The sequence below is a fragment of the Algoriphagus aestuariicola genome (assembly GCF_017254835.1).
Classification (GTDB): domain Bacteria; phylum Bacteroidota; class Bacteroidia; order Cytophagales; family Cyclobacteriaceae; genus Algoriphagus; species Algoriphagus aestuariicola.
Window position 1 is genome coordinate 689,992 of sequence record NZ_JAFKCW010000004.1, and the last position, 10,049, is coordinate 700,040.

General features: G+C 47.5%; 8 protein-coding genes and 1 rRNA gene. 6 read left to right on the forward strand and 3 right to left on the reverse strand.

The window, feature by feature from the left end:
• Positions 1–62: 62 nt before the first annotated feature.
• The 3 genes from J0A67_RS19285 to J0A67_RS19295 all read right to left on the reverse strand — a co-directional run bounded on the left by J0A67_RS19285 (position 63) and on the right by J0A67_RS19295 (position 4,059).
• Positions 63–1,430 (reverse strand): Gfo/Idh/MocA family protein, encoded by a 1,368-nt coding sequence (locus tag J0A67_RS19285; RefSeq protein WP_206571019.1) that lies wholly within the window; start codon positions 1,428–1,430, stop codon positions 63–65.
• Between the two features lie 497 nt (positions 1,431–1,927).
• Positions 1,928–3,001, reverse strand: coding sequence for an Ldh family oxidoreductase (locus J0A67_RS19290; RefSeq protein ID WP_206571020.1), 1,074 nt, complete (start codon positions 2,999–3,001; stop codon positions 1,928–1,930).
• Between the two features lie 122 nt (positions 3,002–3,123).
• Complete coding sequence (locus J0A67_RS19295) at positions 3,124–4,059, reverse strand: Ppx/GppA phosphatase family protein (protein ID WP_206571021.1); 936 nt, start codon at positions 4,057–4,059, stop codon at positions 3,124–3,126.
• Between the two features lie 257 nt (positions 4,060–4,316).
• Here J0A67_RS19295 and J0A67_RS19300 point away from each other — a divergent pair, with 257 nt between their 5' ends.
• The 6 genes from J0A67_RS19300 to J0A67_RS19325 form a co-directional block, all read left to right on the forward strand.
• Positions 4,317–5,897: an acyl-CoA carboxylase subunit beta gene (locus tag J0A67_RS19300; protein ID WP_206571022.1), complete on the forward strand. Its 1,581-nt coding sequence runs from the start codon at positions 4,317–4,319 to the stop codon at positions 5,895–5,897.
• A gap of 38 nt (positions 5,898–5,935) precedes the next feature.
• Positions 5,936–7,000 (forward strand): M42 family metallopeptidase, encoded by a 1,065-nt coding sequence (locus J0A67_RS19305; RefSeq protein WP_206571023.1) that lies wholly within the window; start codon positions 5,936–5,938, stop codon positions 6,998–7,000.
• Between the two features lie 60 nt (positions 7,001–7,060).
• Positions 7,061–7,819 carry a helical backbone metal receptor gene (locus J0A67_RS19310; protein ID WP_206571024.1) on the forward strand — a complete coding sequence of 253 codons (759 nt, stop codon included), beginning with the start codon at positions 7,061–7,063 and terminating at the stop codon, positions 7,817–7,819.
• 221 nt (positions 7,820–8,040) lie between these two features.
• Complete coding sequence (locus J0A67_RS19315) at positions 8,041–8,805, forward strand: 3-keto-disaccharide hydrolase (RefSeq protein WP_206571025.1); 765 nt, start codon at positions 8,041–8,043, stop codon at positions 8,803–8,805.
• 11 nt (positions 8,806–8,816) lie between these two features.
• Positions 8,817–9,413, forward strand: a complete 597-nt coding sequence (locus tag J0A67_RS19320; RefSeq protein WP_206571026.1) for a 3-keto-disaccharide hydrolase — start codon at positions 8,817–8,819, stop codon at positions 9,411–9,413.
• Positions 9,414–9,930: 517 nt separating this feature from the next.
• Positions 9,931–10,049 (forward strand): 16S ribosomal RNA (locus J0A67_RS19325); the annotation flags it as partial.

Sequence of the window (10,049 nt, forward strand, 5' to 3'; positions counted from 1 at the left end):
CCTTTCCAAAGAAAAATAGGATAGACGGAATTCTATAAAGTCAAGAATCCAAAGAATCAATTTTACACCTGATCCGGCTCAGGATGCACATATCCCTCCCGATAAGGTCTTCTCAGCAGTTTCGTTGCTTCAGGATCGCTGATAACAGTCATCGATTTGGGGTCGTAGCGAAGTGCTCTTCCTCCGAGATCCATGGACATATTTGCCAAGATACAGGCAGCTGTGGAAATATGTCCTTGCAACACATCCGCAACCGGTAGGGTATTTTGATCGATGGCCTGAAGCCAGTTTTTCAGTTGTTCACGGGTAGCCGGAGCCGCATGGATCTCGATGTCTTTTTCGGTGACATCTTCCGGATATTGTTCTTTTTCCAGGACGACAGGGTAGTGGATCGCTTCCCCATTGTTGTTACCAACCGGGATAAAATCAGCCCTCATGGGACTTCCGGCCAGCATTCCTTTTTCTCCATAGATCTTAAAAGCCCAAGGATAATCCTTGTCCACCGGGTTGCCCCAAGTGCGGTGCTGCCAAACCACATTCATTTCGTCAAACTCAAAAATGGCCGTCTGGGTATCGGAAATGTTGGAAATCGATTCCTTGTCCATATAGATTCCGCCAGTGGAAGTCACCTGTACCGGCCAGCCCAAGTCGCACATCCAGCGGACGGCATCCAGCATGTGCACGCACATATCGCCCACGATGCCATTACCGTATTCCATAAATGCCCGCCAGCCCCGGTGCAAAATCCCACGATAGGGGAGTTTCGGGGCAGGCCCTGCCCAAAGCTCGTAATTCAGATTTTCCGGAACGGGCATGACCTCTGGATGACTTCGGTTTCGCATGTGGTAGTAGCAACAAACCTCCGCATGGGAGATTTTGCCCAGTTTGCTAGAGTCGATGATTTCCTTTTTCGCCTGCACCAAATGCGGCGTACTTCGGCGCTGGGTGCCAATCTGCACCTTGCGGTCATATTTTCTGGCCGCCGCCAAAATCGCTTCTCCTTCGATCACATCCACGGAAATCGGCTTTTGCAGATAGACATGCGCACCGCTTTTCACTGCATCGATGGCCATCAAGGCATGCCAGTGATCCGGAGATCCGATCAGGACAAATTCGGGTTTTTCTTTGGCCAAAAGCTCCTTGTAGTCTTCGTAAAGTGCTGGCACTTTTCCGGATTTTTGCCGCGTGGACACGAGTCTCCCCGCTTCCTCCAATTGCTTGCTATCCACATCACAGAGGGCAACCACTTCCACATCTGCCACTTGGATCAGGCGAAAAAGATCGGATTTTCCGTACCAACCTGTTCCGATCAAAGCGACTTTTAGCGGGCCTTCTCGGTCTTTGAAATCCATTCCGAGCAAGCCAAAACTTGCCAGGGTCATCAGTGCGCTACTTCCTTTTAAAAATTCTCTTCTATTTAGTGGATTCATCGGTCTTGGGTTTGAGGGGACTGGTGCCTTAAATTACGAAAAGCCATTTCTTTGGCAAGACGAATTTAAAGACGATCCTAACTTAATTGGAAGCAGTCAAAAAAGGCCGTTGATATTGAAATACTGAATTTTTAAAAAAGCAGTCTGAAATCACTGATTGTAAAGCGCCACCAATTCGGGGATTTTGTTGTCAAATTCTTTTTTTAGAATTCGATTCATCAATTCTGGATTATCAGCAAAAAGAAGTGAGATTTCTTCGCGTTGTTTCATGGCGTTCCAGATTCCCAAAAAATTATTGCCGTCCTTGGAAAGGATGTAACGATCCCTTTCATAAAAAATATACGTATCCACGATCAAACTTCGATGCGCATAAAGGGTTTTCGGACATGGGTAGGTCGGATTGCCATTCCAAGGAAAAAAATCAAGTTGACTCTTTTTCTAGGAATTCCTATTCACATATGAATTTTACTTCACCCGACATCGGTCATCCGACAGTACTAGAATTTCACCCCAAACCGTTCTCCCAATTCTGTCAGATCCTTCACCACTGGATCGAGCAAAGGAATTCCTTCCTTCATTCGGATGGCTTCTAGTTCGCGTTCGGGATCGCCTGGGATCAGGACTTTTTCGTTCCCCGGGGTAGTTTCGGCTGAACGGAATCTCTCGATCCAGTTGTCCATGTGGGATTTGAATTCATCTGCAGGGCGGAAGGCATCCACCCGCATAGCTCCGAAAAAGTGACCGATTCCCTCGCCGACCAGATTTGGAAGCGGATCGAGAAATGCGACAAAAGGCGGAACCCAAGGGCCGTAGTTGGCACCAGAGAGAACTGCTGAGAAAATATCCACGATCGCTCCCAGCGCATAGCCTTTGTGCGAACCATGCTCACGATCTCCGCCAAGAGGTAGCAAAGCCCCACCGTCTTTTACACCATTTGCCGAGGTGGTCGGGCTGCCGTCTTTGTCCTGCACCCAGCCTGTTGGAGTATCGAGTCCTTTTCGTTGTAGAATTTCCAGTTTTCCATTGGCAGCTGTGGTCGTTGCCATATCAGCCACGAAGGGAGGTTGGTTTTTGGCTGGGATTGCCACTGAGATGGGATTAGTGCCGAGCAATCGTTCTCTGGAAAAAGTCGGAGCGACCAAAGGACTTGCATTCGTCAAAGAAATACCGATCATGTCATGCTCCAAGGCCATCATCGAGTGATAGCCAGCAATTCCGTAGTGGTTGGAGTTTTTTACGGATACCCAGCCGGTGCCCACGTTTTTGGCTTTTTCGATCGCCACTTTCATGGCGAAAGGAGCTACAACTAAACCCAATCCGCTGTCCCCATCTACTACCGCCGTAGATGGAGTTTCGTAGGAGACGTGGACATTTGGTTTGGCATTGATTCTACCTTTTTCCCACAATCTCACATAACCTGAAAGTCTCGCTACGCCATGACTGTCCACTCCACGGAGATCCGCCGAAAGCAATACGTCCGTGCCGATCTTGGCGTCAACCTCTGGACACCCTATCTTGACAAGCATCCCGTAAGTGAATCTATGGAGTTGTTCGTAGGAGAAAGTTTGCATAAAAGGGAGGAAATGGTTTGAATTCCGGCAAAGATAAGATCCAGCCCCGAAGGATCAGTGTTTGGTTTTAGCAAAGTGGAGAAGCGAACGCAAAGCGCGAGTAGTAAGAGATTCTACTCAAACTACACTTTGCCGGCAAGCAATCGGGAGACTGCGCCTTCTTTCAAAGAGTAAAATGAGCAGACGATAGCTTCTACGGGCACGTAGCGCAGGATGAACTCTATGAGGCAGCTGGCTACCACGATCATGTCCACGCGCATGGCGATCATTCCAGGGATTTTTAGGCGCTCCTCCCGGTTCTTTGATTTTAACATTTCGAAAATGTGTTCGAAGTCCTCGGTGGGAAGCTCAAACACATGCTGGCCGGTGAGTTTGCACTGGAGCATGGACTCGTAATAGATGTCAGTGAGCGTGTCAAAAGTCCCTGAAGCTCCCACCAGTCCGGTTGGTTTGTATTTCTGAATAGCTTCGATCAATGGCTGAAGTTTTTCAAGGCAGTACATTTCCAGCTTGTCCACTTCCTCCGGCAAAATCGGGTCATGGTAGTGGAAAGCATCCAAAAGTCGCTGGCCTCCGATCTCAAAACTCCTTTTCCAGAATACCTCCTGTGAAGTTCCGATGATAAATTCCACCGAGCCCCCGCCGATGTCCATCATCAGATTGGTGTGTCCATTAAGTGAGCCGGAAAGATTGATTCCCTCATAGATCAGCTGGGCTTCTTCGTCTCCCGAGATCACATTGACGTGGATTCCCAAATCGTCCTTCACTTTGGATACGAACTCGTGGCCGTTTTCCGCATTGCGGACCGCAGAGGTAGCAAAAGCAAAAACCTGATCGATGTGTTCGCCATCAATCAGGTTTTTGAAATGTTTTAAGGTATGGAATGCTCTTTTTTGGGCGTCAGGGGCGATATGGTTTTGGTTGATTCCTCCCTGCCCGAGCTTAACCGGAATTTTCTCCTTATAGATAGTCCTAAAACCCACCCCATTCAGCTCCACCAATAACAAGTGAAATGTATTGGTTCCCATGTCTATCACAGCGGCTTTTCGGATACTCATAATCTGCCAAAATTTTGGATGGGCGAATATAGAAAGTTTTTGATAGGTACAATTTTAGTGCGAAAGTTTACCATCGAGATTTTTGTCCAACGGCAAGTAAGGCCTTGAATGGACGCGAGCCTGAGACTGAAACGGGTGAACTTGGATGGGATCAAGTGGATTTGACGTGATCCAAGCATCGAAAGTTCGATTAGGAGAACTTTTCCGGCTTTCAATTCCAGCTTCGGTTTATATTTGGTCAGGATAAAAAATCTACGATGGCTGAACTGAACAAACCCATTGCCTTGCCCGACAACGCGGAGAAATTTGACCTGCTTCGAAAAAAGAACGCTGAGGCTAAAAAAGGCGGGGGAGAGACCCGAATCGCCTCACAGCATAAGAAGGGGAAGCTTTCCGCCCGCGAACGCGTGGAATTGCTGATGGATCAGGGGACTTTTGAGGAGATCGACCGCTTCGTGACACACCGTTCCAAGGACTTCGGTCTGGACAAAGAGCATTACCTCGGAGACGGGGTGATCACGGGGTATGGAGAGATCAACGGCAGGTTGGTTTATGTTTTTTCACAGGATTTCACGGTTTTCGGAGGGTCACTTTCGGAGACCCATGCCGAGAAAATCTGCAAAATCATGGACATGGCCATGAAAAACGGCGCACCTGTCATAGGATTAAACGACTCTGGTGGCGCAAGAATCCAGGAAGGCGTAAGCTCGCTGGGTGGCTATGCTGATATTTTTTACAGGAATACGCTGGCCTCTGGGGTGATTCCACAGATATCGGCGATCATGGGACCCTGCGCCGGCGGAGCGGTATATTCTCCGGCGATTACGGATTTTATCTTGATGGTCGAAAACACCTCCTATATGTTTGTGACAGGTCCAAATGTGGTAAAGACAGTCACCCAGGAGTCCGTTTCAGCGGAAGAATTGGGCGGTGCGTCTACCCACAGTACCAAGTCGGGAGTAACTCATTTTGCCTGTGCCAATGAGCTGGAAGCAATCAAACATATCAAGCGCCTTCTCGGCTACCTGCCACAAAACTGTGAAGACCAAGCTCCCATTTATCCCTACGAGCTGAAAAAGGACGAAACTCGTCCGGTACTTGATTCCCTCATTCCCGAAAACCCCAACCATCCCTACGATATGAGGGATGTGGTCCGCGGAATAATCGACGAGGATTCGTTTCTTGAGGTTCATGAAAATTACGCGGACAATATTGTAGTGGGATTTGGAAGGATAGCAGGTCGTAGCATTGGGATAGTAGGCAACCAGCCCCAATCTATGGCCGGTGTGTTGGACAACAACGCCTCCGTCAAGGCAGCTCGATTTGTGAGATTTTGCGACAGTTTCAATGTGCCCTTGTTGGTCTTGGTAGATGTGCCGGGCTTCCTGCCGGGGACGGATCAGGAATGGAATGGAATCATCAGCAATGGGGCCAAACTTCTCTATGCATTTTCAGAGGCAACCGTTCCGAGGATTACAGTCATCACGCGAAAGGCTTACGGTGGAGCCTATGATGTGATGAATTCCAAGCATATCGGAGCTGACTTGAACTATGCTTGGCCGACGGCTGAAATAGCCGTAATGGGGGCCAAAGGCGCCGCGGAAATCATCTTCAAAAAGGAAATCGCAGAAGCTGAAGACCCAGAAGGGAAGCTACAGGAAAAAGTAGATGACTACACCGCGAAGTTTGCCCATCCCTATAGAGCTGCCGCGAGGGGTTTTATCGATGAAGTGATTTTCCCCTCTGAAACGCGAACCAAACTCATCAAAGCATTTAAAATGCTCGAAAACAAGGTGGATAAGCTACCGAGGAAAAAACACGGGAACATTCCACTTTAATTCTTTATTATTCGATTTAAAATTCTTCAATAAAACACGTGGACTCTATTTCTTTTCTCAACAAATATCTCAACAACGCCTCACCAACCGGTTTTGAGGCATCCGGTCAGCAGATCTGGCTGGATTATATCCGACCCTTTGTGGACACTTATTTTACAGACAACTACGGAACGGCTGTGGGTGTGATCAATCCAGAGGCAGAATACAAAGTAGTCATAGAAGCGCACGCGGATGAGATCAGCTGGTTTGTGAATTACATCAAGGACGACGGGTATATCTATGTCCGTCGAAATGGGGGTTCCGATCACATGATTGCGCCATCCATGAGGGTCAACATCCACACGGACAAAGGAATTATACCGGGAGTATTTGGCTGGCCGGCAATCCACGTCAGAAAAGAAGGCAAGGAGGACGCGCCAACCTTGGACAACATATTCATCGATGTAGGAGCCCGTTCTAAAGCCGAAGTGGAGGAAATGGGCATCCATGTGGGATGCGTCATCACGTTCAAAGACGAATTGATCGAATTAAACGGGAAGTTTTGGTCTGGACGTGCCTTGGACAATCGAATCGGAGGCTATATGATCGCGGAGGTTGCCCACAAGTTGAAGGAGTCGGGAATCAAGCTTCCTTTCGGAATCTATATAGTCAACGCTGTCCAGGAGGAGATCGGCCTTCGCGGCGCCGAGATGATCGCCCATAGGATCAAGCCAAACATTGCCATTATCACGGATGTTTGTCATGATACGACCGCTCCTTTATATAATAAGGTGACCAGCGGTGACCAAACTGCAGGGAAGGGGCCGGTCTTGACCTACGGTGCGTCAGTCCACAAAAAGCTTTTGGATCTCATCATCGATACAGCGAGGAAAAAAGAAATTCCTTTCCAAAGGGCCGCTGCTTCCAGGAGCACTGGAACGGACACCGACGCTTTTGCCTATTCCAATGAGGGAGTGCCGTCAGCTTTGATATCGCTACCGCTTAAGTACATGCATACTACTGTGGAGACAGCCAGCAAGGACGACATCGAGCAGGTGATCAGTTTGATGTATGAGTTTTTGATTGGGTTTGATCCGGCCTATGATTTCAGATATATAATATAGGGTATTAGCCCATAGCCCATAGTCGATTGCTTTGGTCTATGGCTAATAGCCGGATACAACATGTTTTTTACTGATCATCTCCATCGATCCATTCACATTCCTTGCCCTCCGCAAAGGATTATTTCTTTGGTGCCGTCTCAGACCGAATTGCTATTTGACTTGGGGCTGGAGGATAGGCTAGTCGGTGTGACCAAATTTTGCGTCCATCCAGATCATCTGAGGGCCGGCAAAACTGTCGTCGGAGGGACAAAAAACTATCGGTTCGATATAATTGAATCCTTGAAACCAGATTTGATAATCGGAAACAAAGAAGAAAACGATCACGAGGGGATTGAACAACTCTCATCAAAATATCCGGTGTGGATGAGCGATATCTATGATTTGGCGGATGCGCTGAGGATGATAAGGGACTTGGGTAGAATCACTGGAGTCGAGGACAGGGCCGAGGTAATCGTCGAAAGCATACGATCCTCCTTTGCCCAACCACTTGCTAAAAAGGGCCGCGCCGTGTATATGATTTGGGAAAACCCAAAAATGGTAGCTGGGAAAAATACATTTATCGATTCTTTGCTTGCTTTGGCTGGATTTGAAAATGTCGTTCAATCCGAGCGCTATCCTATCGTGGATAAGGAGGGCTTGCGTTCCTTGTCGCCGGAATACGTCCTGCTAAGCTCCGAACCCTTTCCTTTTGCGGAAAAACACAGGCTTCAAATCCAAAAAATACTTCCAGATGCAAAGATTCTATTGGTAGATGGGGAGATGTTTTCTTGGTACGGCAGTCGTCTGCTCCTTTCTATGGGATATTTCAAAAGATTATAAGAAAAGCCAGCCAAGGGATTTCGAATCCACTTATAAAAATTAAACTTTCCTTCAAGGACTTTTATAAAAAAATCAATTAACTTTTGCGGGCTGTTCAGGTAGAGTCTTGGCAAGGAGACGAATTGCCAATAATCTATTTTCAACTAAGCCCAAGCGTCAACTTTCCCAAAAATGGGTGGCCTTGAATTTTGTCAACCAGAAAAACACTATCTATTCATACTATGAAAAAAAGTTCGATTGCCTTGGCCGCGATGCTGTCCATGGCTTGGGCTTGTAGCCCAAAAACCACCGACGAAACAGCGGAAGTCACCGAAGAGGTGGTAGTCGTGGCCGACAACACACTGACTGAAGAGGAAAAAGCCTCCGGCTGGATGCTTCTTTTTGACGGAACGTCCATGGATGGCTGGAGAGCCTTCAATGGAGATTCGACTCCCGCCAACTGGATCATTGAAGATGGCGCGATGAAAGGATTGGGCGCTACCGGTGGGGAGGATTTTGGAGGCGATGTGGTATTCGGTCCCATGGAGTTTGAGGAATTTGAGATGGAGTTCACCTGGAAGATCTCGCCTGGAGGCAATAGCGGGGTGTTTTATCATGTTGTGGAGGATCCAAAATATAAGGCTCCCTACTATACTGGACCTGAATATCAGGTGATTGACCAGCTGGGTTTTGCGCAGCCATTGGAAGACTGGCAATCCATCGGTGCTGATTATGCGATGTATGTTCCTGACTACGAAGGTGTGGTAAAGCCAGCAGGTGAGTGGAATACGTCCAAGATCATCTTTTCCGAGCAGGGTTCGAGCTATTGGCTTAATGGGAAAAAGACCGTTGAGTTTGTTCCTTATTCCGAGGATTGGAATACCAGAAGGAATTCAGGCAAGTGGAATGATTTCCCAGATTACAAGATTGCGAAAAAAGGCCTGATTGCGCTTCAGGACCATGGAGATCCAGTTTGGTTCAAAAACATTAAAATAAGACCCCTATAAAATAATCCTTTATGAAAAAGTTAGTAATTGTCGGGCTTTTACTTTTGGTAGCCCAGGTAACCTTCGCCCAAAAGAAGAAAAAACTGTTTAACGGGAAAGATCTATCAGGTTGGGTAGTCTATGGAACGGAGAAATGGTATGTGGAAGATGGCCTGCTAATTTCGGAGAGTGGCCCGGACAAGGGATACGGATATTTGGGAACTGAGGAGAACTTTGAGGATTTTGAGATCAATTTGGAATTTAAGCAAGAGGCAAACGGAAATAGTGGCGTCTTTATCCGCTCGACAGTAGACGGAACTAAAGTCTCCGGCTGGCAAGTGGAGGTAGCTCCTCCAGGCCATGATACAGGAGGTATCTATGAGTCTTATGGAAGAGGTTGGCTGATCAAGCCAGATCCAGAAAAAGACAAAGCATTGAAATTCGGAGAGTGGAACAAAATGAAGATCGTGGTCAAAGGAGATAACGTGACCTCTTATCTCAATGGAGTAGAGATGGTGAACTTTTCCGATCCAAAAATTGGAGAAGGAAAAGGCGGCGTTTTGCTTCAGATCCATGACGGTGGAGGGATTAAAGTATATTGGCGAAACATTGTTTTGAAAGAGCTTTAAGCATCAAAATATCCTACACTAAAGGCCCCATGAATTGAGTTCTCGGGGCCTTTTTATTTGTTTCAATTTTTCCCGATCATTTCCAGGGACTTAGGGTTTTTGGTGTTTTTTTTCCGTCCTGGGTATTGTTGTGGAGGAAAAAAGGGGGATATTTGCACTCCCAATCGACGCGGACGGCGTCGGGGGGAGGTTGAAAGGCGGGAAGGGTTGGAATGCCGAAACGGTATAAGTTTCGGATTTTCGGGAGAGGGGAAAAGAGTTGAAAAAATAATTTCCACTCACTTGTTGGAAAGAAAAAAACTTCACTTACCTTTGCAACCCTGTTCGAAAGGAACGGCGAAACACCAGAAGTGAAACAAACGGAAAGCGGGGCCCAAGGGCCGGTTTTTGACAAGCCTGCCGAATGCGGCGGGAGAAGTTCTTTGAAATGTTGTAAGAGAGAAAAATAGCCTGAGAACAAGGGCGGGGGTTATCGTGAGGGCTTAGGCCGCATGATAACCGACAACAATGACAATTTACAATGGAGAGTTTGATCCTGGCTCAGGATGAACGCTAGCGGCAGGCCTAATACATGCAAGTCGAGCGGCAAGCCGAGGAGTAATCTGAGGCCTAGAGCGGCGCACGGGTGCGTAACGC